Here is a 22,228-nt window from a genome sequence, read left to right as displayed (position 1 = left end):
GCTCCCACCGCGACCCCGGCCCCGAACAAGGGCGGCTTCATCGACAAGCACCAGCCGGACACGAAGTTCAGCCAGCAGTGGGGCCAGGACATCTTCCTGGACCCCCGCAAGGGCGACAAGGCGGACGCCAGCGCGGCGAAGAAGGACGGGCGTCAGGTCACCCAGGGCAACACCGGCCCGGGCCAGGTGGCGGGCAACGAGAGCAGCAAGTACGTCTCCTGGCAGAAGGACGCGGCGGAGTTCAAGACCGGCACGGGCTTCAGCAAGGACGGCACCGGCGCGCAGATCGAGGCCAGCGCCGCCGAAGTCCAGGGCGATGCGTCCTACCGCGTGATGCCGTGGGAGATTGGCGGCCGGGCCGGTGGCGAGGCCAACATCGCCAGCCTGCGCGGCGACGCGGGCTTCGGCAAGGACCTGAAGGACATCAAGGGTCTGGATAAGGTCGACGGCAAGGTCTACGGCGGCGTGCACGGCGAGGCGTTGGTGGGCGCCAACGCGGATGCGAAGGCCAAGATCGACCTGAACCCCAAGAACGGGGACATGGGCGCGGAGGTGGGCGCGGGCGCGCTGGTGGGTGCCGAGGCGAGCGCCACGGCTCGCGGCGAGTTCGGCCCCGTGCAGGGTTCCGTGACGGGCAGCGCCATCGCTGGGGTGGGCGCCGCGGTGGACGCGAAGGTGGCCTTCGAGGACGGCAAGCTGACCATCGGCGGCAAGGCCAAGGCGGCGCTGGGCGTCGGGCTGGGCGTGGGCACGTCGTACACCATCGACTTCAACAAGGTGAAGAACACGGTCGACAACTTCACCGGGGGCAAGGCCTCCGAAGCGGTCAAGGACGTCGGCAACAAGGTCGCGGACGGCGCCAAGGACGTCACGAACAAGGTCACGGACGGCGCCAAGGACGTCGGCAACAAGATCGCCGAGGGTGCCAAGGACGTCGGCAACGACATCAAGAAGGGCATCAAGGGTCTCTTCGGATTCTAGTCCGGAGGACCCGGTCCCTCGCGTCAGCGCCTCCTTCCGGATCCGCGATGCTTGTTGAAGCGGCGCACCCCGGAAGGAGTTCAACGCGTGAGACACATTTTCAACTTCCAGACGGCCACCCGGATGGATGCCTTTGCCGTCCCGCTCGAGCATCAGCCGCCCCGCCAGCTCCGACTCCAGGCGCGCTACTCCTTCTGAACAAGCACGCGCTCCGGCGCCGGTGCGGCTGTCTCCATTCGGACGCGGGTCCTGTCAGGCCACGGAACGCAACGGACCGGACCGAGTCCAGCGTGTCGTGGACGTATGCGATGCTGTCCGCATGGCGGATACGCACAAATCGGATACGGCCGCTCCCGGGGTGATGGACCGCCGTCGGTTCCTGACGTGGGTCGTCGCTTCCCCCACGTTGATGATCGCGGCCCGGTTGGGGCTGGACCTCCCTCCGGCCGCGGCGGCGGAAGCGCCCGTGACGGAGGCGGCGACGCCCCTCAGCCTCCTCCTCGCCCTCCAGAGCGATGGGCGTGTCGTCACCACCCTGCCCCGCACCGAGATGGGCCAGGGCATCACCACGGCCGTGGCCATGCTCGTCGCCGAGGAGCTCGACCTGGCGCTCAGTGCGGTGGACGTGCGCAGCGCCGACGCGGATCCCCGCTGGCTCATCCAGCTCACCGGCCTGTCGACGACGATGCGCTACCTGTCGGGCCCGCTTCGCGCCGCGGCGGCCGATGCCCGGGCACGGTTGATCACCGCCGCCGCGCACCGTTGGCGGGTGCTGGCCCTGACGCTCACCACCGCGAACGGCGAGGTGCGCGCGCCCGACGGTCGCCGGGTCGGCTATGGCGAGCTGGCGGAGGAGGCCGCGCGCGTGCTGCTGCCCGAAGTCCTCCCGCTGCCGAAGTCTCCGAGCCAGTACACCCTGGTCGGCCAGCCCACGGGGCGCATCGACGCGCGGGACATCGTCACCGGCAAGGCGCGCTACGCCCTGGACCTCGACGTTCCCGGAGCGATGCCGACGGTGGTGGCGCGGCCGCCCACGCTGCGCGGACAGGTCCAATCCTTCGACGCCTTCGCGGCCCGGGCGATGCCGGGCGTGGTGGGCGTGGTGCCCCTCCCGTCCGGCGTGGCGGTGGTCGCGGAGACCTTCGCGCAGGCGTTCGCGGCGCGTGACGCCCTGCGGATCACCTGGGCGCCTGGACCGGCCAGCGCGCTGTCCGACGCCGACATCCGCGCCCGGTTGGTGGGGGCCATCGGGCCCAGGCCCCTGCCCCCGCTGCTCACGATGCGGACCCTGGAGGCGCGCTTCGACTTCCCGTACCTCGCGCACGCGCCCATGGAGACGCAGAGCTGCGTGGCCCGCGTGCAGGGCTCTCACGCGGAAGTCTGGTCGGGGGCGCAGGATCCGAAGTACGCGCGGCGCGAGGTGGCCCGGGCGCTCGGTTGGGAACTCACCCCGCAGAACGTCACCGTGCACACCGTGCGCGCTGGCGGCGGGTTCGGCCGCAGGTTCTTCCCCGAAGCCGCGGTGGAGGCCGCGCTCGTCTCACGGGCCATCGGGCGGCCGGTGAAGTTGATGTGGAGCCGCAACGACGACATGCGCCACGGGCACTACCGGCCCGCCAGCCACCACCGGATCCTCGCGCACCTGGGGCTGGGGGGAAGCATCCTTGGCTGGAATCACCGCGCCGCGATTCCCACCGTGGAGTTTCCCCACGGGTTCGGAGATGTCGTCACCGCGCTGGTCGGCGAAGTCCTCCCCGACGTGACGAGCGCGGTGTTCTTCGGGCTGACCCAACACGTGCCCTACCGGTTCGGCCTGGTGACGCAGCAGTTGAGCGAGGTCCCCATTCCCATTCCCACCGCGTCCTTCCGCTCGGTGTTCACCAGCCAGGTGGGGGTGGCCAACGAGGTCTTCGTCGATCAACTGGCGAGGGAGCTCCAGGTGGATCCGGTCGCGTTGAGACGCTCACGGCTCACCTCCAGCCGGCTCAGGGCGGTGCTGGACAAGGTGGTGTCCGAGGGCCGGTGGGGCCGGGCGCTGCCGGCCGGGGTCGCGCAGGGGGTCGCCGTCCTGGAGGAGTGGGACAGCGCCATCGCGCACCTCGTGGAGGTGGACGTCACCGGAGCGGCGCCCCGGGTGCTGCGCGTGGTCATCGCCGCGGATGTCGGCCTGCCCATCAACCCGAAGGGCATCGAGGCGCAGCTCCAGGGCGCCGCGGTGGACGCGATGTCGACCACCCTGAGCGCGGGCCTCCACATCGACGCGGGGGCGGTGCGCGAGGGCAGCTTCGCGGACTACCGCTGGCTGCGGATGAAGCACGTCCCCGCGGAGATCCAGGTGCACCTGGTCCGGTCGGACGACCGCGTGGGCGGCGTGGGAGAGCTTGGCTATCCCAGCGCGGCGGCGGCCCTGGCCAACGCGATCGCGCGGGCAAGTGGAGTCATGCCCACGCGCTTCCCCATCCTCGACGAGGGAGTCTGACCATGGCGGCCCATCAGTTCATCCTCAATGGCCAGACGGTATCGGTGGAAGCGCCCGAGGACCTGCCCCTGCTTTGGGTACTGCGAGACGTGCTGGGCGTCACGGGGCCCAAGTATGGATGCGGGGTGGGTGTCTGCGGCGCGTGTACCAGCCACCTGGACGGCGAGGCCTTCCGCCCCTGCCTCCAGCCCGTGGGAGGTGTCGCGGGCCGCGAGGTGATGACCATCGAGGGATTGGGAGGCGAAGGGCTGCATCCCGTGCAGCAGGCGTGGATCGCCGAGGACGTGGCCCAGTGCGGCTTCTGCCAACCCGGGCAGATCATGGCCGCGGTCGTGTTGCTGCGAAAGAACCCCCAACCGTCGGACGCGGACATCGACGCCGCCATGAGCGAGAACGTCTGCCGTTGCGGCACCTATGTGCGCATCCGGGCCGCCATCAAGCGCGCCGCGCTGCTGCTGCGAAGCGGAGCGGGAACCCGGGAGGGATGAACCGGGCCCGGGCAGCTCATTTGAAGTCTTCGTAGAAGATCTACTCGTCCGAGGACCGCGTGCCGAGCTTCGCGAACCGCACGGGACGGTGCCGCGTCCGCGGGCGCCTGCTAGCGTGGCCGCATGCGATGGAGCTGGGTGGGACTCGTGGTCATGACGCTCGCGTGCGCGAGTGGCAGGCGTCAGGCATTGGAGTCCCTGGACCCGTTGGAGGAAGTGGCGCTGACAGTCCGGGTCAGGACCAGCGAGGGGCGCCCCGTTCCGGGTGCGGCGTTGGTGATCTGGCGTGCGCCCCCCGCGCCGCCTTCCAGGATTGGGACCACGGATGCGCAGGGGACGCTTCGATTGAAGCGGAGACCGGGTCGGTATTCCGTTCACGCCGAAGCGCGCGGCTTCGTACAAAGCGCGCGCACGGAGGTGCGGCTTGCTCCGGAGTCGGAAGCAGGACTCGAGCTGACGCTGACGCCCGCAGTGCCATTCTCGGGGCGTGTGGTGGATCCGAAGGGAACGCCCGTGGTTGGCGCGATGCTGCGACTCCTGCCATCCGGCGATCCCGACCTCTGGCTGGATGTCGAAAGCGACGAACAGGGCCGCTTCGTCTTCGAAGGCGTGCCCGAAGGGGCGGCGGTCCTCCGTGTCGAGAAGGAAGACTGGAGCCTGACGCGCCTGGAGCTCACGGCGCCGCAGCAGGACCTCTCCGTGGTGCTGGGAGGCCTTGGCTCGCTGCGGGTGCGGGTCCTGGATCCACAAGGGCGGCTGTTGCCCGGGGGAGACGCGGAAATCACTCGCGAGTTCGACAAATCCACCCTTGAATTGTTTCCGGAGGAAACCGATGAGGCTGTCGTCTATCCGCGACTCGCAGCGGGGCGCTATCGGGTGCGTGGCTACTACTCCCCGGCGAAGGGGTGTAATTGGTCCAGCGTCGTTGAAGCAGACGTCCTCCCGGAACAGTCAGCGGAAGTGACAGTGAGTTTCGTGGGTGTCCGTGGGGTGGGTCCCTTGAAAGGGCGCGCGGTGGGGCGCGACGGCAGGGGTCTTGGCAACAGCAAGGTGAGTGTCTGGACCGAACGTGTCCGCGACGAGCCAGGCACCCACGGGACCTGCACGGTCGACACGGATCCAGACGGACGCTTCGTCCTTCCCGATCCGCTGGAGCAGCCCAAGACGCTCCTCTTGCGCGCGAAGGGAGAGGCGCCCTGGCAGTCGGAAGGGTCCCCGGTGCCCGGGGAGGATGCGCCGGTGGTGTTCCAGTCCGATCATGGAGGATTGGAGGGTCGGGTCCTGGGACCGGACGGACATCCCGTGGAGCGGTTCGGGCTCAGTGCCTCCCGCTGGGAGCAGCATCATCCGCAGGGCCGCTACGGCATCGACGCGTTCTTTACCCAGACCTACCAGTGGATCATCGACGCGGACGGATTCGCGACCGCGCTCGTGCGCGCGAAGGGCCGCCCCCATGAGGTGCTCCCCCTCCCGGATGTCATCCTCGACCGGGGCCGAATCGTCCAGGGCCGTGTCGTCGCCGAGGATGGGCGCACGGGCGTCCCTTCGCTGAAGGTGATGCTGTTGGATCCCTTCGAATTGACGGACCGCGTTTCGGCTCCCCATCCTCCCCATCGGACGGCGATCACGGACGCGGACGGACGCTATCGCTTCGAGCATGTGGCCAGTCGGATCCAGCTGCTCCGCGTGGACGCGCAGGCGCAGGGGACGGTCCTGTACGAGCTGATGCCAGATGAAGCGTCGGTGGACCTCCGACTCGTGCCCCTGGCCTGGCTCTCTGGAACGGTGACGGTGGGGGCACGGGTTCCACTGGCGGGCGTGGACCTGAACGTGCGCTGCGAGGGGAAGTTCGGCGTGAGCACCTCGACGGACGCCTCGGGCCGCTACGAGGTGCGCGTGCCCGGCGACCGCGAATGCTTCGTGCACCTGACCGATGCCGCCCCCAAGGATGAGGTCCGGCCCTGGCCGCCTCCGCTTGCCTTCTCCCCCCAGCGGCTCCAACTGCCTCCGCACGCATGGCGGCCGTTGGATTTCGAGGCAAGGCAGGGCCCGGCAGCGCTGCACTTGCGCTTCCCCGTGCCCAACGAGTTCCTCGATGCCTTCCTTCTTCCAGGCGAGCCCCCAATGCCAGGGACGACGCTGGCCATGGAGGCGCTCATCCGCGCCGGCTTCGTCGCGGATTGGACGCCCACCATCGTCAGACCGGAGCGTGGCCTGGAGGAGCTCTTCTTCCCTTTGCTCCGACGAAGCAACTACGTCTTCAGCGCACTTCCCCTGGGTCGGTACACGCTCTTCATCACGCAGGAGATGAACGGGGGCTTGCATGTCCTGCGCGTGCCGGTGGACCTCAAGGACGCGGGGACGCGGCTGATCACGTCAGGCCATCCTGGCGAGGATGACAAAGCGACCATCTTCCCTCGTTAAGGGAGACGGCGGCCCATGACACCACGTCGAAGCACGTTGCCAGCGCCTCAACGCTCGACGATGTCGTCGTTTTGCAGGTACGGGGAGGCTTCGACAATCGCTTCAGTAGTCCAGCCCCGGTTGGAGCCCCGGCCCCGTTCGTCGCAATCGCCGTCGGTGTGGATGCCCAGCAGGTGGCCCTGGCGGTTGAGCACGCCCGCGCCGGAGCTGCCTACCAGGGTGTCCAGGTCCGAGTAATAGACAAGCTGATCACATGAATCCAGGAACCCGCCTTCGGCGATGACCTTGGGCCGTCCCCGGGGATGCTGGATGATGGCCAACCGCTCGGTGGCCACGGTCGACAGCAGGACCGGCGTCACCGCGGGAAGCACGTCCAACTGGATGAGCGCGTAATCGGGTGCGAGCGATTGCTCGATGACGGTGCCCTCCGTCACCAGGGGGTCTCCGTCGGACGCGTCCTCGAAGTTGAAGACCAGCAGCGAGCGGTCCCCAAGCCCGACACAGTGCCCCGCGGTCACCACCACCGGTCCCGCGCTCGCTTCAATCAGCGTTCCGGTGCAGCGCCCGTCGATCAGGACGACCGCGTCCTCGCGGGTCTGGACGATGTCCGCGAACTCCCCCTGATAGCTGTTGATGGGGGTGAAATCCGCCGTTGGGCCGCACTGCGTGAGGCGGCGCACTTCCGGCGGCTTCGTCTTCACACAGACCGGAGCAGGCTCCTCAATGATCTCCTCGTCGGGCACCGACTTTCCACAGGCGGAAACGCCCAGGAAGAAGGTGCCCGCGAGGATGGGGCCCCACAGCTTCAGAAATGGACCGTGGGGCCTTGATGCCATGGGGCTTAGTACAGGTAGTTCAGCGCCGTGATGTCAGAGCTGGTCCACTCGCCGGTCTCGGTCGAACGGAAGCAGGAGTTCATGATCGAGCCGCCGACCGTGGCCGTGCTCGACGTGCCGGGGATGAGGATGGCGCCCACGCCCGCGGTGCCCTCGTTGGAGGCCGCGCCGCCGCAGCTGATGGAGCGGTTGTAGTAGTCCGAGTGACGGAAGCCGATCGCGTGGCCGAGCTCGTGCGTGATGACGTGCTCATTCACGTCCGCGCTGTAGCTCTGCAGGCCGGTGCCGATGTTGATGGTCCCGTAGGGCCGGCCGCCCGTGGGGAAGCCCGCCGAGCCGCCGGCGCCGGACATGGTGGTCGCGGTGATGTTCGCGCTGCAGCCCGTGGTCGGACCACGCGCCATCGTGAAGCTCAGGCCGCGCTGGTTGTAGTTCTGGATGGCCGCGTCGAGTCCCGCGCTCAGGCGGCTGTAGCTGTTGAAGCCGGAGGTGGGGTTGATGCAGATCTTCGTCACGGTGGAGGCGACGAGGTTCGTGGTGCGGTACTGCTCCAGGCTCTCCTTGCCGGGCTGGAGCATCTCGCGGGACGCCTCGAGCGTCACGTGGGCGTCGCGGCCCACGTACACGGCGTCGTCGACGACCATGATGTCGTTCTCAGGGAAGCCGGCCTCGACCAGGTTGGAGATGATCTCCTGGTTCTCAAGCTGCACGTCGTTACCGCACCCGGACAGGAACGCGCCACAGGTCGCCACGAGGACTGCCGCTTTCTTGAACATTTGTCTCTTCCTCTGTTTCGGGGGGACACGCCCGCCGCCGCCTGACCTTCCCGTCAGCCGCGGACCGGCGTGCCCAACCCCTGAGCAACTGCCGGGCCATCCGGCGCGCTAGAGGGGACTCTCCCGTATTGGCAGAATTGCCTGGAGCGCTGACACTCCAGGTTCTCAGAACCTTAGCGTAAAGGAATGTGACGCTGGCAATCCTAACCAACCGCCCTGACAACGGTTTTCCCTCCAACGGTCAGGCCCCCCTTTTTCAGGACAGTGGTGTCTTTGAATCAGTCACCTGCCCTGGGGTCCCGCTCACCCATGAACACAACGGGTGTGAGGGGTTTGGGTAAAGGATGGGCGTGAATCCACTCCGGGTGTATCCCGTCGCACATCCATGCCAATGCGCCACGTCCCCGTTCCCCTTGCCGCGCTGTTGGGCGCGGCCCTGTCCTTCCTCCCGGGCTGCGAGAGCACGAAGTCGAGCAGCGGCCCCACCCCCTCCGACACCCAGGTCCAGAAGTCCTTGCCCGGGCAGGATGCCGAGGCCTGGAAGCGCGCCCGCGTGGGCGACCGCGTCACCTACACCTTCTCCGCGACCCAGGGCCCCGAGCGCCGTGAAGGCAGCGGCACCGCACGCACCCTGGCGGGCCAGCTGACGGTGGAGGTGGTGGCCGTGCAGCAGCCCTGGGTCTGGGTGCGCCTGGCCTTCACCGACGCGGCCGGCAAGCCCCTGGTCCAGCCGAAGCTGGCGCAGGACCTGCTCCTCCCCGTGCGCGCGGACGCGACGCGCCCGCTGGACGTGCCCCATGGGGGCGAGGCCACCGCCGAGCGTGCCTCCAGCGCGGGCCGTGACTGGGAGGCCGTGCGCTACGTCAGCGACCAGCGCCCCGTGGACGGTCCCCTGCGCACGCGCGTGTACGCCAACGCGCCGGGCCCGCTCTACCTCACCCACGGCCTGCTGGAAGGGAGCACCGAGTCCGCGGGCTTCCACACCCCGGGCGGCGTCAAGCTGACGCTGCGCGAGTTCCGCGAGGGTTCGGACGACGCCAGCGCCCCCGTGCCCGCGCTGGAGCGGCCCCTGGGCCCGGGCGCGTACTTCGATCGGCACGTGGACGTGGGCCCCGCCCCCAGCGTGCAGCGCGTGTGCTTCACCGCCGAGCGCGGCTACCTGCTGCGCACCGAGGGCCCCATCGAAGCGCCCCAGGCCGCCCCCTGCTCCGACTTCTCCCAGGCCGAGCCGGAGCCCCTGGAGGAGGTGCTGCTGAGCCTGCCCTGGGAGGCCCTGGCCCCGACGGATGCGCCTCCCGCCGGCGCGTCCACCACCCGTGGCACCTTCACCGCGGAGGGCCACTCCGTGCCCGCCCTCATCGAGCAGAGCACGGAGAACGTCGAAGGCGTCCAGCGCGTCTTCTCGCAGACCACCGCGGCCGAGCCGTGGGCTCCGGGGCTCGCGGGCCTGCCCCATGAAGCGCGCTTCCAGCCGCTCGCCAGCAACACCGAGCGCGTGGTCGCCGGTGGCAAGCGCGAGCCCGAAGGCGGCACGCGAATCGTGCGCTGGGGCTCGTGGCTCGGGGGCGCGAAGTAGCGCCAATCCCTCTCAAGGCAATGCCTTACGAAGCAGGTGCGTCGGAAGTCCCCCGGTCATTCCCACGCACCCATTCGACGCGAAGCGCTGTTCCTTCGGGGCGGTGCGCCCATTCGCGGAAGGACAGACGAAACGCCTCCACGGCCTCGAACAGCGGGCCGTGGGGCTGCCAGGACAAGGCGGCTGCGTCCCGGGCCTCACGCACCGCCAGCCCGATGAGCAGGGTTCCTCCGGCGTCCGGTGCCTGCAGCGGTCGCACGGAGAGGCGCCGGTCCCCTTCCAACCGATACACCAGCGCTGTCAGGTGTCCCAGGAGCCAACCCTCGACGACCTGCCGGGCTTCGGCGGTGGGGCCCTCGGCGGACAATCGCAGACAGGTCGGCAGATCCTCCTTCACATCCACGGGCTGGAAGAGCGCCGCCCAGGCTTCGGGCGTGCGCGAGGCGCGGGCGCTGGCCACCAGGTCGCGGGCACGGAGCAGCTCCTCTTGCAGGACGCGGAACGTGGAGCGCGACACGTTGCGCGCGGTGTTTCGCGCCGGGAGCGCGGGAGCGATGACGGGCAGCAGGTCGCGCTTGCCTTCGGGACGGTAGCGAGCCGTCTCGGGCGTGAGCGTCACCGGCTGGGGCCACGGCCAGGAGGAGAACGTCCCGAAGAAGTGCGCGAGCAGCGACGCATCGGACGTCACGACGTCGGGGGCTGCGCGGGTAGAAGCCCAGGCCGCGAGCAGCGTCCACGACAGCCCACCGAGATAGCCCAGCGCATGGGAGTAGATGCCCCGGGCCCGGGCCCAGGCCTTGACCGCGCGCATCAGCGCGTGGAACCGCTCGGTGCGTCCGCCGTCCCGCGCGATGGCCTCCAGCAGCCCCAGCGTGTCCGCCAATCCCAGGATGGAGCGGAGGCCCGCGGGGTCCAACCGGGCGCCGTGCCGTTCGAGCAGCGTCAGGGGCTCTTCGGGAGGCACGCCCTCCGGACGGCTCGCATAAGCCAGATCGAAGCTCACGCCCCCCAGGGACAGCTTCACCAGGGGGATGGCCGCGTCCGCCACGTAGCGGGCGGAGCAGGAGGAGGACGCGGCCAGTTCCTGGAGGAGCGCCTGGGCGAAGTCCTCACGGGACAGCTCCGCCGGGCCGATGGCGACCGCGTCCACGTCGCTGCCCACGCCATCCGTGCCCAGCAGGTACGAGCCATAGGGATGCAGCGAGGTGCCCACCCGCTCGCAGTGCTTGCGCAGCTGCTCCACCGCCGTGGTCCTGGCGGCGTGCCCCTCCGGTGACTCGCCAGCGCCAAGGGACGCCAGGGCCGCCCGCAGCGAGAGGTCCTCCTGCTCCGGGGCCGCCTGCCGCGCGCGTGGTGCGGAGCCCGGAAGGGGAATGCGGCGGACGACCTCGAACGGCGCGTCGCCCTTCCTCCGGATGAGACAGAGCTCGCCCACCGCGAACTTCAGCGGTCGCCAGCTCCGCTGCCACACGGAGAGCGCACGGGCGTGGTCCCCGTTCGCCGAAAGCGCGAGCTGGCCCACGGACAGGTGCGGCGTGAAGCCACCGTGGGCGGACGCGGCGCATTCAGGCAGGGCCGCCACGAGCTTCGCGTGCAGGGCCGCCAGCGCGCCCTGGGGTTGCTCGTCGGGGCGGAGCCACGCCGTCGCGTTGGCGCGGTGTTCGAAGAGACCGAACGCGGAGAGCGTCACGTCGAAGGGTTCAACCCCCTGGAGGGCATCCACGAGGAGCGCCTCCACCGTCTCGAAGTCCTCTTCCGGGACGAAGGGATACAGCAGCGTGATGTGAGGCATCCACCGTTGGAACTTCGCGTCGTGCTTCTTGCGCAGGGCCTGGATGGGGGCCCAGGCGCTCTCGGGAGGGATGAGCACCAGGGCCGTGTGGTGGACCAACGCCACCGAGGCCGGCGACGCGGACGCAACCGAGGACACCTCCACTTCGCGGCGCAGGGTGCAGCACAGGCCGAAGTGATCCGAGGCGAAGAGGGCCTGTCCCGTGGGAGCGGGCGGCCCCTCCAGCGGGGCTTCCGCGAAGAGGCCGATGCTCCGGGGAGCAAGCCGTCCGGAGGAAGACGCGACCAGCACTCGATCCAACCGCCGCAGCCGCCCCGAGACGGTGGTGAGCGCGGCCAGCGTGTTCAGCCGGGGGTTGAACGTCTCCCCCGCTTCCGAAGGTCTCAGCGCGGTCCACGCATCCACGAAGCCCGCGCGGGCGAAGACGTCCGCTTCGGGCTCGCCGTCGCCGAAGTTGAAGTCACCGGCCAGCACCAGGTCCGGGGGCTCGGTATCGCTCGTGGCACCGAGCGCGCGGGCCCATTCGATGAGGGCCTGGACCTGCGCGGCGCGAGCGGAGGCACCGGCCGGGTCGCGGTTGCTCGTCAGGTGCGGCGTGGCCACCCACAGCGCTCCACCGGAAAGCCGCAGCTCGGCGGCGATGATGCGCTTGTCCCGGGAGAAGACGCGCTGCCACACGGAGGCGAGCGGGACGCGCGACAGGAGCACCTGGCCATAGGTCTCCACGGTGTTCGCGCCGGGACCGTCCGACAACCCGTAGCGCTCGCGGACCCAGGGCTCGGCGAGCAGGGCCCGGAGGAAGGGCGCGGTGACTTCCTGGAGGGCGATGAGGTCCGCGTCCGTTTCGCGCAGCAGGGCGAGCGCCGCCGGGGTCCTGCGCTCGGTGGCCAGCAGCTCCGCGTCGTACAGGTCGAAGAGGACGTTGAAGGTGGCGACCGTGAGCAGCGCCGGCGTGGGGAGCGCGTGGCCCGTGTCGCGGGGAGCCTCCGTCCAGGAGCCCGAGCGCGCGTCGTACCGGTACGCGGGCAGCGGCGTGAAGCCGGGAACCGCGACGGGCCGGGGCGGCGTGGGGTCCTCGGAGGAACCGGTGTGGCTCAGGAGGTCGAGGCGCGCCTTGCGGTCCCACACCCTCTGGTGGCCGCGCTTGAAGTACCAGACGCGGTGCCACGGAATCTCACCGTCGGGCACGAAGGCCTCGAAGGGCATCTCTTCCAATGCCCCCGCCTCGCGGTGCGCGTCATAGCCGACAACGAACTCGCGGGCGTCGAGCCGGGGATCCCACCGGATGCGGTGATACACCTCGCGGCTGGTCGTGAAGCGGTCCTGGGACATGGCGAGGCTCCGTGAGCGGAGGGGGCCCGGATGGAACGCCGGTGCCCCCGGGGAAGCAATGCCGCGCACGCCCCGATGGGCCGCGCACACGCCCGCCCCCGGACGCGACAGCCGGGGCATGGCTGACAGCCGTCACATGCGCGAATCCCTATCGGCCCACGCCGGACCCCTGCTGTCTCGTCAGGCGAGTTTCGCCAGCGTGGGCAGGACCTGCCCGCTCAGGCCCTGGACGAAGTGGTGGAAGCGCTCCGTGTTCGCGGCGGACTCGTAGTTGACGAGCCACGTCTCCCCGCGCACGGCGCGCACCTCGTCCACGATGCCTGCCGCCGGCCACACCGCGCCGGACGTGCCCGCGGCCAGGAACACCAGCCGCGTGCCGTCCTTGCGGGAGATGAACTCGCCGATGCGCTCCAGGTCCGAAGGGGCCAGCATCTCCCCGAACCAGACGATGTCGGGACGCAGGCGACCACCGCAGCTGTCGCACTTCGGCACCGTGCCGGACGGGTGCACGGAGGTGTCGGCGAAGGGCTCTCGCTGGCAGTCCGCGCACTTCGTGCGGAAGAGGTTGCCGTGCATGTCCACCACCCGCTGGCTGCCCGCGCGGGCGTGCAGGCCGTCCACGTTCTGGGTGGTCAGGAGGAAGCGGTCACCCAGGTGGGCTTCCCAGCGCACCAGTGCGTCATGGCCGGGGTTGGGCTTCACGTCGGCCGCGCCCGCCCGGCGCTGCGAATAGAAGCGCCACACGAGCGCGGGGTCCGCCTGGAAGCCCTCGGGGGACGCCACGGCCTCCACGGGGTGGTTCTCCCACAGCCCGTTCATGCCCCGGAAGGTGGGCACCCCGCTCTCCGCCGACACTCCGGCACCGGTAAGCACGAGCAGGCGGGTTCGCGAATCCAGGACGAGCTGTTCGGCAAGCGGTTCCACAAGGCCTCCTGTGCCAGCGGGCACCAGGGTTGTTAGAAGGGGCGGCAACCCCCTTTTCGAGGCCCATCATGGCGGAAGTCACCCTGGATCTGCGCGGTCAGCCGAAGGCCGAGGCGTATGCCGAGCTGAAGTCCCACGCCCTCGCCATCCTCGAGGGCATTGACGACGACATCTGCGCGATGGCGACGATGAGCTGCCTTCTGCACAACGCCTTCGGCCACCTGTGGACGGGCTTCTACCGGGTGGTGACGCCCGGGAAGCTGCTGCGCGTGGGCCCCTACCAGGGGACGCTCGGGTGCCTGGAGATCACCTTCGGCAAGGGCGTGTGCGGCACTTCCGCCGCGAAGGGCGAGACGGTGGTGGTGGCGGACGTGCACGCCTTCCCGGGCCACATCACCTGCGACGGAAGGTCCGCGTCGGAGATCGTCGTGCCGGTGTACGGCCGCAACCGCGAGCTGCTCGCGGTGCTCGACATCGACTCCGAGCACAAGAACACCTTCGACGACGTGGACCGCGCGGCGCTGGAGGACCTGGTGTCCTGGTTCCAGCACCGCGCACCCTGACGGCCCGTCGGGACTCAGCGCTTCGCGAGGCGCGCGTAGGCCACGGCCAGCGCTCCCGCGAAGCGCGCGTTGTTCACCAGCAGCGCCAGGTTCGTCTTGAGGCTCTTGCCGCCGGTGCGCTTCGCCATCTCGCCCAGGAGGAACGGCGTCACGGCCTTCCCCCGGACGCCCTGCCGCTCCGCGTCCGCCAGCGCCGACGCGATGTGCAGCTCCACTTCATTGCGCGGCAGCGCGGCCTCTTCCGGAGGGGGCACGGTGTAGAGCACGCCGCCCTGCCCCAGCAGTTCGAAGCGGGCGTGGGCGATGCGCGCGGCCGCCTCCGGATCATCCGCGCGGTGCTCCAGTGAGAGGCCGGACTCGCGGCTGTAGAAGGACGGCAGCTCGTGCGTGCCCACGCCGATGACGGGCACGCCCGCCGTCTCCAGCAGCTCCATCGTCTTGGGCAGATCCAACACGGACTTGGCGCCCGCGCACACCACGGCGACCGGGTAGCGCGACAGCGCGGCGATGTCCTGGGAGATGTCCCAGTGTTCCGCGGCGCCCCGGTGCACGCCCCCGATGCCGCCGGTGGAGAAGACGCGGATGCCCGCCGCCGCGGCAAGTTCGCACGTGGCGCTCACGGTGGTGCCACCGCTCGCGCGGGTGGCCACGGCCACGGCCAGGTCGCGCGAGCCCAGCTTGAGCAGCTTCTCCTTGCCCTCGGCCAGCCGTCGCATCGCGGCGTCCTCCAGGCCGACCCACACCTCGCCATCCACCACGGCGATGGGCGCGGGCACGGCGCCGGCGCGGCGCACAGCCTCCTCGCACGCGCGAGCGGCTCCGAGGTTGTCGGGGTACGGCAGGCCCTGTGCGACGACGCTCGTCTCCAGCGCCACCAGCGGCTGCCCGGAGTCCTTCGCGCGTCGCACCTCGTCCGAATAGCGGAAGTCCATGGGCGGGCATTTACGACACGGTAGGGGCGGCCGGACAAGCACGGGCATGGGGAAACGTCCGGGTTGCTTCCCTGCCTGTGCATCCCCGACGTTGCATCCGTCGCCGCGCCGCCCTATGCCCCGCCGCCGTGAGTACCTCGTCGCCCGCCGTCGCCGCGCCTGCCCGCCTCCTGTCCGCATCCGACCTGGCGATGCTCGCCGTGGTGGTCGTCTGGGGCACCAACTACACCCTGGTGAAGGACGCACTGGAGGGCATGCCGCCCCGGGCCTTCATGGCGGTGCGCTTCGGGCTCGCGGCGCTCGCGATGGGGCTCGTGCTGGGGGCGGTGGAGGGCTGGAAGCCGATGCCGTGGAAGGTGTTCCTGCGGCTCACCGGACTGGGGCTCGTGGGCAACACGCTGTACCAGCTGTGCTTCATCGAGGGCCTCGCGCGCACGACGGCGGCCAACAGCGGGATGCTCACGGCGGTGAGTCCGGTGGTGACGGCGGCGCTCGGCGCGGCGCTCGGCATCGAACGGCTCCGCCGCCCGGTCATCGCCGGTCTCTCCCTGGCGGTCGTCGGCATGTTGCTGGTGGTGGGCGCGAGGGGGCCGAACCTGGGCGCGGCGACGTGGCAGGGGGATGCCCTGATCATCGGCGCCTCCCTGTGCTGGTCCATCTACACGGTGGGGACGCGCACGGTGGGAGCGGACGTGTCCGCGCTGCGCATCACCGCCATCACCATGCTCACCGGGGCCCCGGGCGTGGTGCTGGCCGGAGCGTCGCAGGTCATCGCGATGGACACCTCGCGCGTGAGCGCCGCCGGCTGGATGGCGCTCGTGTATTCGGCGCTGGTGCCCCTGGTGCTCGCGTACTTCGTCTGGTTCCGCAGCGTGCAGCAGGTGGGCACCAACCGCACGACGCTCTACGGCACCGGCATCCCCGTGGTCGCGGCCCTCACTGCCTGGGCGCTGCGAGGCGAGCGCCCCACCCTGATCCAGACGCTCGGAGCCGCGCTCATCCTCACAGGCGTGCTGATCAGCCGTCGCAAGGACACGGCGACGACGAAGGCCTGAGTCCCACCAAGGCCCTAACCGCGTGGCCCGCGCTCCAGCGTCAGCTCGTACTCGAGCATCTTCCGGTCGAGCGTGGGCCGGCTGATGCCCAGCAACTCCGCCGCGCGAACCTTCTTGCCGCCCGACTCGCGCAGCGCCTCCGCGATGAGGTCGCGCTCCAGCCGGGCCACCTGTTCCGGCAACGTGCGAGCGGAGTGCCCCACCATGCCCTCACGGACCTCAGGAGGAAGCTGCGCGATGCCCACCTGCCCCGCCGCGTACACGCGCCCCAGCCGCTCCGCCACCAGCTCCAGCTCGCGCACGTTCTGGGGCCACGGATAGTCCGCCAGCAGGCGTCGCGCCTCCGGGCCCAGCACCGGCGCTTCCCGCCCGCTCTGCCGTGCCGCGCGCAGCGCGAAGGACTCCAGCAGCACCGGCACATCCCCGCGACGCTCGCGCAAGGGCGGCACCTCCAGTTCGAAGCCCGTGAGCCCCCGGGCCAGCGCCACATCGAACTCATTGCGCGCGGCCAGTCGGGACACGGGAGCCGCACAGGTGGCCACGACCCGCACGTCCACGGGCTCCTCACCGCCCTGCCGGGCCGGGGCCGCGCGCCGGGCGAGCATCCGCGCCAGTCGCTCCGCCGCCGCGCGAGGCAGGGCCTCCACGTGGCGCAGCAGCAACGTTCCGGCATCCGCGCGCAGCACCGCGGACGTCACCGGAGGCTGTCCCGCCGACCCGGCACGGCCGAAGAGCGCCACCTCCACCGCCTCCAGCGTCTGTCGGCACTCCACCGTCACCCAGGGCCCCAGCGCGCGCGGCGAACGTCCATGAAGGAAGCGCGCCAGCAGCGCCTTCCCCGTCCCCGGCTCGCCATGCAACACCACGGGCGCGGCACTGCCCGCGGCCCGCCGCGCCTCCTCCAGCAGCCCACGAAACCCCCGCGAGGTCCCCAGCGGCGTTACCCAGGGCACGTCGGTCGCCTCCGCCTCGCCACGGGAGCGCACCGCCGTGTACGCCTCGCCCCCCAGCCGGCCGAGCGACGCAAGCAGTTGCCCCTCGCCCTCCGTGAACGGCGACTCCTCGCGCTCCACATACAGCACGCCAAAGGGCAGGCCTCCCGAAGCCACCAGCGGAGAGCACAGCGCCGTGTCCGTGCGTCCCAGCTCCTTGCGCTCCAGCGCGGCCTGGACCAGCGCGCGAGGCACCTCCACGGACGCGGCGCCGGACACCGCCGCGGTGCGCAGCCCCTCCGGCCCGCTCAGCAGCGCCGCGGCGCGGTCCGCGTTGAGCGCGTGCGCCGTCTCCTCCGCCAGCCGCCGCAGCACCATCGCCTCGCTGGTGGCTCCCAGCAGCGCCGTGCCCGCCGAGTACATCGCCGCGGCCGCGCCCACGTGGGGCAGCACCTCCTCGATGGGGACATGTCCCGGCTCCGAGGCCGACACGCCGGAAGGCTCATCGACGATGGACACCGGCGGCGGCTCGAACACCGCGATGGTGGCGCCCACGCGCATCCGGTCGCCCGGCCGCAGCACCGCCTCTTCCTGGAGCGCCAGCCGCTGCCCGTTGAGGAGCGTGCCGTTGGTGGACCCCAGGTCGCGCAGCCGCACCTGTCCCGCGACGGTGTCCAGGAAGAGCTGCGCGTGGCGGCGCGACACCTGGTCGTCGTCGAGCGGGATGTCGCACGACGGACTGCGCCCGAGGGTCAGTTGGGAGACGACGTCGTACCGGCGCCCCGCGAACGGGCCCGTGAGCAGCAGGAGTGCCGGCATGCGATGGGGCAAGCCTAGCAGCGCCCCGAGGGGCGCCAGCAAGCACCGGCCCTACATGGGGCGTTCGGCGGTCAGCAGGGCCCGCAGCTCGGACTCGTTGAGCGGGCGGCCTTCACGCGCGATGGCCAGGGCGTTGATCTGCTTCTCCTCCACCTCCACGTGGGCGCCCTTGCGCCACTCGGTGGTGTGCACCGCGCCATCCACCAGCCGGCCCACCACGGAGCCCTCGTCCCGGGTCACCGCCTCCAGCCACAGGTTCTCCACCACCGCCTCGCCCTCCGGGTGCGTCTCGAAGGGCGCGCGCACCAGGAACGTCAGGGGCTCCATCAACCCCTTGCGCTGGAAGCGCGCCAGGAACGCGGGCAATAGCGCCTGCGCCTCCTCGTGCATGGCCGCGGTCTGCTCCTCCGGCTCCTTGGCGAAGCGCTCGCGGTAGGTCGCCAGCAGCTCCGTCGTGTTGTGCCGGCCCAGCGGCGACACCACCGTGAGGAACAGCCCCTCATGGCCGTCGAAGGCATCCAGCGACACGCCCAGCAGGTTGGCGCGGGCCTCCTCCGACGGCACCATCGTGAAGCTCTGGCCCTCGCTGGTGGCCACCTCCTGGCGCAGCGCCGGCCCCTGCGCGAACGCCAGGTCCGTGCACAGCTCATGGAGGAAGCTCTCCGCGGCCAGCAGGTCGCCCTCGCCCAGGTGGAAGATCTCCACATCGCGCGCGCCGAACTTCTCCATCCCGTGCGAGTGCACCCACAAGGGCGTGTCCCCTTCCGCCAGTTCGATGGCGTGCAGGTGCACGTGGTCCCGGATGTCGAAGTCCAGCTCGGTGATCTCCACCACGTCCTCGGGCTCGTGCAGCTTGAACGCCGTCACGTCCACCAGCACCCCGGGCACCAGCTCCATCAGCGTGCGCACGGTCCACAGCGCCTCGAAGACGGGCAGCGTGGGCTGCGCGCCCCCGGGCTCCAGGAGGAACGCGTAGCAGGACTGGGCCTTCTCCACGCGGGCGAAGGCCTCCGGGCTGCCGCTGAACAGCTCCGGGTTGACGCGCGGGCGGCCCTCGCTCTCTGGCTTGAGCACCACCCGCACCTCGGAGCCATCCGCGCGCACGGTGAAGCCCTGCGCGTCGTCATGCGGCACGAACTCCACCTCGTCGGTGGCGAACGCCGCGCGCAGCGCCTCCAGCGGGGGCGGCCCCGTCTGCTCGGTGGCCAGGACGTAGACCTCCTTCACAGGTGCTTCTCGATCTGTCGGAAGAGGTCCACGCGGTCCACCAGGTCGGTGAGGTAGTCCAGCTTGTCCGTCCCCAGCACCAGCACCGGTGACAGCGAGTAGCCCTCGAACCACTCCTCGTAGAGGGCGTTGAGGCGCTTGAGGTACGCGGTCGGGATGTCCTTCTCCATGGCGCGGCCGCGCAGGCGGATGCGCTCACGCAACGTGGCCACCGGGCAGCGCAGGTAGATCATCAGGTCCGGCGGCGTGAGCGACGTGGAAATGGTCTGGTACAGCTCCCAGTACGTGCCCCAGTCGCGCTTGTCGATGAGCCGCTGCCGGTGGAGGTTCTTGGCGAAGATTTCGGCGTCCTCGTACAGCGTCCGGTCCTGCAGCACAGTGCCCGGCGTGCGCTCCAACTCCTGGTGCAGGCGGAACTTGTGCGTCAGGAAGAAGAGCTGCGAGCGGAACGCCCACGTCTTCATGTCCTTGTAGAAATCAGCGAGATAGGGGTTCTGGTCATTGGGCTCGAAGGACGGCGTGAGGCCGTACTTCCGGCACAGGAAGGACGTGAGCTCCGTCTTTCCGGCCCCGATGTTGCCCGCGATGGCGATGAACTTTTTCCTGGCCACGCCACCCTTGCTTGTAACCCCGCCGAGCGGCACACACCAGAAACAATGGTGGGGGAAGCCATGGTAGATAAACTGCATGCCCCCGTCCCACCCCGCACGTCCAGGTGCCAGCGGCGCGTCAAGTCACGCGTCGCCCGGTCGCCCGTCCGGTGAGCGGTACTCCCAGGGCCCGTCCGTCTCACGAGGCGACCGGTAGGAGGAAACCCGACGCATGTTGCGCAAGCTGTGGTGCATGTTGGTGGCGGCGGTCTGGACGGCGATCATGTTCTTCGTCTCCATCACGGCCATGATCCTGACGCTCAACCCGTCGCGCTCGGTCTGGGTCGCCCGGCGGCTCTGGTCTCCCGTGCTGCTCTGGGCCGGGGGGGCGCGCCTGGAAGTCATCGGCGCGGAGAACGTGGACCCGAAGCGACCCACCATCTACGTGGGCAACCACCAGTCCACGCTCGACATCCCGGCCCACTTCATCTCCGTGCCGGTGGACTTCCGCTATGTGGCCAAGAGCCAGCTGCGCCTCGTGCCCTTCATCGGCTGGTACCTCTGGCTGGCGGGCCACATCTTCATCAACCGGGGGGACCGCTCCTCCGCCATCGAATCGCTGGAGCGCGCCGCCCGGAAGGTCCGCGAGGGCACCAGCATCTTCCTGTACCCGGAGGGCACCCGCTCCCATGACGGCACCGTGCTGCCCTTCAAGAAGGGGCCGTTCGCGCTCGCCCTCAAGGCCCGCGTGCCCATCTGCCCCGTCACCATCGAGGGCAGCGCTTCGCTGATGCCCAAGAACTCGTGGAACATCACCCCGGGCCCGGTGCGCGTGAAGATTGGCCGCCCCATCGACACGACGGGGTTCGCGGAGAACGACCGCGAGGGCCTGGCCCGCGCCGTGCGCGAGCAGATCATCGCCGACAACCTCTCCCTGGGAGGCAAGGGCGGCGACACCGAGGCCGCCATCGCCCTGCAGGGCAAGGAAGGCATCGCGCAGCAGCGGGCCTCCTCTCCCACCTCCAAAGCCTCCTGAGCGAGCCCTCCGTGCACCTGAAGCCCCTGAACCGTCCCCGCTCGCTCCGCTGGACCCGCGTCGCCCTGCTGGGACTGGGGCTGCTCGCCACCGGCTGCGGCCACGGCAAGGCCACCGGGACCGCCCTGGCGCCCCAGGCCCAGGCGCGCGCGTACCTGGATGAGAACCAGCCGGAAAAGGCCCTCCCGCTCCTGCGCGAGCTGCACGCACGCACGCCGGACGACGTGGACGTGGCAAGAGCCCTCACGGAGGCCCAGGTGAAGGCGGGCCACGCGGACGCCTGGGCGGAGGAGCTGCGCCAGGCCATTGCGCGGAACGAGCGCGCGACGGACCAGTACATGCTGGGACTGACGCTCTTCTCGCGGGCGAAGGACGCGGGCCAGCCCACGGTGGCCGCCTTCGAGCGCGCCATCACCCTGTCCCCCACCACCGCGGAGTTCCACTACCGCCTGGGCGTCGCGAGGCTGGAGTCGGAGCAGTACGTCGCGGCGCTGGGCCCCCTGCGCAAGGCCGTGGAGCTGGCCCCGGAGCGCGCGGGCTGGAAGCTGCCCCTGGCCAAGGCCCTGGCCCGCACCGGCGACACCGCGGGCGCCGTGGAGGCCCTGGGCACCGTCGTGCGCGGCAACCCGTCGCCGGGGGAGGTCGCCACCGCCCGGGCCCTGATGAACCAGCTGGCGGACCCCTTCCAGGGCTTCCCCAAGGCCGCGGAGGCGAAGCTCGAGGAGGGCATGCGGTTCCTGCACGAACTGGATGCGCCCCAGCACGCCGTCATCGCCTTCGAGGAGATCCTCCACGACTACCCGGACCTGGCCGTGGTGCACGCCCTCCTGGGGCTGGCCTACCAGCGCCTGGACGACGCCGGCCGCGCCGTGGACGAGTTCAAGCAGGCCATCGAGCGCGCCCCCCGGGACGGCAAGAACCAGCTCTACCTGGGGGAGCTGTACCTGTCGCGCCAGCGTCCGGACGCGGCCCGTGCCGCCTTCGAGAAGGCCGTGGCGCTCAACCCCCTGCTGGAGCTCGCGTGGTTCCGCCTGGGCGACCTGAACCTGGAAGCGCGCGACCTGCCCGCGGCGAAGAACGCGCTCCAGGTCGCGGTGACCCTGGCGCCGGACACGGTGCCCGCGCGCGGCAAGCTGGCGCTCGTGTACCAGTTGGACGGGGACTACCCGGCCGCCCAGCGGGAGCTGAAGTACGTGGCGGAGAAGGACCCGGAGAACACCGAGTTCGCCCTGCGCCTGGGTCTGCTCTACACCGACGAGGCGCAGAAGGCGCGCGGCCCCCAGGAGCGCCAGAAGGCCACGGCCGAGGCGGAGCGCTGGTTGGGGAAGGTGCTGGAGACCCAGCCCGACAACGCGGTGGCCAGCCGGGCCCTGCAGCTGCTCAAGGGCCAGTAGCCACCACCGCATCCGGGCCTCTACACTCCAGCTCCCGATGAGCGACGCGCGCAAACCCGCCCCCCCCAGCAC

The 22,228-nt window shown here is 70.5% G+C and carries 17 protein-coding genes; 9 read left to right on the top strand and 8 right to left on the bottom strand.

Annotation, left to right across the window (positions count from 1 at the left end):
• The 4 genes from D7Y13_RS18575 to D7Y13_RS18560 form a co-directional block, all read left to right on the top strand.
• The coding region (locus tag D7Y13_RS18575; protein ID WP_120630737.1) for a hypothetical protein at positions 1 to 981 on the top strand (981 nt) is incomplete at its 5' end.
• A 319-nt stretch (positions 982 to 1,300) separates the two neighbouring features.
• On the top strand, positions 1,301 to 3,460 hold the full coding sequence (locus D7Y13_RS18570; RefSeq protein ID WP_120584698.1) for a xanthine dehydrogenase family protein molybdopterin-binding subunit: 2,160 nt from the start codon (positions 1,301 to 1,303) through the stop codon (positions 3,458 to 3,460).
• A 2-nt stretch (positions 3,461 to 3,462) separates the two neighbouring features.
• A complete protein-coding gene (locus D7Y13_RS18565) occupies positions 3,463 to 3,948 on the top strand; it encodes a (2Fe-2S)-binding protein (protein WP_120584697.1) in 486 nt (161 codons plus the stop codon).
• Positions 3,949 to 4,071: 123 nt separating this feature from the next.
• Complete coding sequence (locus D7Y13_RS18560) at positions 4,072 to 6,372, top strand: carboxypeptidase-like regulatory domain-containing protein (RefSeq protein ID WP_120584696.1); 2,301 nt, start codon at positions 4,072 to 4,074, stop codon at positions 6,370 to 6,372.
• Between the two features lie 47 nt (positions 6,373 to 6,419).
• Here the strand turns inward: D7Y13_RS18560 and D7Y13_RS18555 are convergent, their stop codons facing one another.
• Both D7Y13_RS18555 and D7Y13_RS18550 read right to left on the bottom strand, forming a co-directional pair.
• A complete protein-coding gene (locus tag D7Y13_RS18555) occupies positions 6,420 to 7,208 on the bottom strand; it encodes a trypsin-like serine peptidase (protein WP_120584695.1) in 789 nt (262 codons plus the stop codon).
• Positions 7,209 to 7,213: 5 nt separating this feature from the next.
• Positions 7,214 to 7,984, bottom strand: coding sequence for a zinc-dependent metalloprotease (locus D7Y13_RS18550; protein WP_120532339.1), 771 nt, complete (start codon positions 7,982 to 7,984; stop codon positions 7,214 to 7,216).
• Positions 7,985 to 8,369: 385 nt separating this feature from the next.
• On the opposite strand from D7Y13_RS18550, the gene D7Y13_RS18545 reads away from it, so the two are divergent.
• Positions 8,370 to 9,560, top strand: coding sequence for a DUF6068 family protein (locus D7Y13_RS18545; protein WP_120584694.1), 1,191 nt, complete (start codon positions 8,370 to 8,372; stop codon positions 9,558 to 9,560).
• Positions 9,561 to 9,585: 25 nt separating this feature from the next.
• Here the strand turns inward: D7Y13_RS18545 and D7Y13_RS18540 are convergent, their stop codons facing one another.
• Entirely contained in the window at positions 9,586 to 12,684 is a 3,099-nt protein-coding gene (locus D7Y13_RS18540) for a poly(A) polymerase (RefSeq protein WP_120584693.1), read from the bottom strand.
• Between the two features lie 180 nt (positions 12,685 to 12,864).
• Positions 12,865 to 13,608, bottom strand: coding sequence for an SIR2 family NAD-dependent protein deacylase (locus tag D7Y13_RS18535; RefSeq protein ID WP_120532342.1), 744 nt, complete (start codon positions 13,606 to 13,608; stop codon positions 12,865 to 12,867).
• Positions 13,609 to 13,676: 68 nt separating this feature from the next.
• Between D7Y13_RS18535 and D7Y13_RS18530 the strand changes: the two genes are divergently transcribed.
• A complete protein-coding gene (locus D7Y13_RS18530) occupies positions 13,677 to 14,171 on the top strand; it encodes a free L-methionine (R)-S-oxide reductase MsrC (protein WP_120532343.1) in 495 nt (164 codons plus the stop codon).
• A 14-nt stretch (positions 14,172 to 14,185) separates the two neighbouring features.
• On the opposite strand, the gene D7Y13_RS18525 is transcribed toward D7Y13_RS18530, so the two are convergent.
• Positions 14,186 to 15,103, bottom strand: a complete 918-nt coding sequence (locus D7Y13_RS18525; protein ID WP_120584692.1) for a pseudouridine-5'-phosphate glycosidase — start codon at positions 15,101 to 15,103, stop codon at positions 14,186 to 14,188.
• 128 nt (positions 15,104 to 15,231) lie between these two features.
• On the opposite strand from D7Y13_RS18525, the gene D7Y13_RS18520 reads away from it, so the two are divergent.
• Positions 15,232 to 16,158: a DMT family transporter gene (locus tag D7Y13_RS18520; protein WP_120584691.1), complete on the top strand. Its 927-nt coding sequence runs from the start codon at positions 15,232 to 15,234 to the stop codon at positions 16,156 to 16,158.
• A 14-nt stretch (positions 16,159 to 16,172) separates the two neighbouring features.
• Here D7Y13_RS18520 and D7Y13_RS18515 read toward each other — a convergent pair whose 3' ends face one another.
• The 3 genes from D7Y13_RS18515 to D7Y13_RS18505 are packed head-to-tail and all read right to left on the bottom strand — an operon-like array spanning position 16,173 to position 19,747.
• On the bottom strand, positions 16,173 to 17,909 hold the full coding sequence (locus tag D7Y13_RS18515; protein WP_120584690.1) for an FHA domain-containing protein: 1,737 nt from the start codon (positions 17,907 to 17,909) through the stop codon (positions 16,173 to 16,175).
• A gap of 51 nt (positions 17,910 to 17,960) precedes the next feature.
• A complete protein-coding gene (locus tag D7Y13_RS18510) occupies positions 17,961 to 19,136 on the bottom strand; it encodes a DUF2314 domain-containing protein (protein WP_120532347.1) in 1,176 nt (391 codons plus the stop codon).
• Entirely contained in the window at positions 19,133 to 19,747 is a 615-nt protein-coding gene (locus D7Y13_RS18505) for a deoxynucleoside kinase (RefSeq protein ID WP_120532348.1), read from the bottom strand. Before D7Y13_RS18505 ends, D7Y13_RS18510 begins: the two co-directional genes overlap by 4 nt.
• 214 nt (positions 19,748 to 19,961) lie before the next feature.
• Here D7Y13_RS18505 and D7Y13_RS18500 point away from each other — a divergent pair, with 214 nt between their 5' ends.
• Together D7Y13_RS18500 and D7Y13_RS48710 are read left to right on the top strand one after the other, a co-directional pair.
• Positions 19,962 to 20,762: a lysophospholipid acyltransferase family protein gene (locus D7Y13_RS18500; RefSeq protein WP_120584699.1), complete on the top strand. Its 801-nt coding sequence runs from the start codon at positions 19,962 to 19,964 to the stop codon at positions 20,760 to 20,762.
• A gap of 11 nt (positions 20,763 to 20,773) precedes the next feature.
• Entirely contained in the window at positions 20,774 to 22,156 is a 1,383-nt protein-coding gene (locus D7Y13_RS48710; RefSeq protein ID WP_120584689.1) for a tetratricopeptide repeat protein, read from the top strand.
• Positions 22,157 to 22,228: the final 72 nt, after the last annotated feature.

The organism is Corallococcus praedator (genome assembly GCF_003612125.1).
Taxonomy (GTDB): Bacteria; Myxococcota; Myxococcia; order Myxococcales; family Myxococcaceae; genus Corallococcus; species Corallococcus praedator.
Note: the sequence above shows the minus strand (reverse complement) of the source record. Positions and strands in the feature narration are given on the sequence as shown.